The sequence below is a fragment of the Lactobacillus sp. N54.MGS-719 genome (assembly GCF_000980505.1).
In the GTDB taxonomy this organism is placed as follows: domain Bacteria; phylum Bacillota; class Bacilli; order Lactobacillales; family Lactobacillaceae; genus Lactobacillus; species Lactobacillus amylovorus.
In genome coordinates this window covers 1-626 of the sequence record NZ_LARO01000137.1, presented here as the reverse complement: position 1 = coordinate 626, position 626 = coordinate 1, and the positions used below count along the sequence as shown (strand labels likewise).

Sequence of the window (626 nt, the reverse complement as noted above, 5' to 3'; positions counted from 1 at the left end):
TGCGATTCAAAACTATCAGAAAGCTTGGAACAACTATCGCAAGATTGGTCATGGAATTCCGACTTTTCACAAAAAACGCAGCGACTGGTCATATCAGACCAACTGTCAATATCCTAAGCAGTCAGAAGCCTATCTTGATAACGGGACAGCTAGATTTATTGATGCTAAACATATTAAATTGCCTAAGCTGGGAATTGTCCGCATTGCTGGTTTTAGAAAACTGATTAAAGAGCGCTTGCTTAAGCAGATTCCAACTAGAATTGGCACAGTCACGATAAAAAAGACTGCTGATGACCAGTTCTACCTGTCTATGCAATTAGGCAGCGATACTGCTTTTGTTAAAGCCTTGCCTAAGACGCAGAGTCAAATTGGAATAGATCTCAACCTTGATAATTTCTTGACGGAATCAAATGGATCAATGGTCGCTAATCCACGCTTTTACCGCAAAGCCAAAAAGAAGCTGGCCCATGCCCAACGTGTCTTGTCTCGCAGGCAGCGCCGGGCAAAAAAAGAAGGACGCAATTTGTGGCTAGCAAAAAACTATCAAAAACAGCGTCTAATAGTCGCTAAACTGCACGATAAGATCAGAAGACAGCGTAATGACTTTTTACAAGTACTCTCAACTG

1 protein-coding gene is annotated in these 626 nt (G+C 41.9%); it reads left to right on the top strand.

Annotated elements, in window-relative coordinates; all coding sequences use genetic code 11:
• On the top strand, nt 1-626 hold a 626-nt coding region (locus WS44_RS09640; protein WP_046434134.1), incomplete at both ends, for an RNA-guided endonuclease TnpB family protein.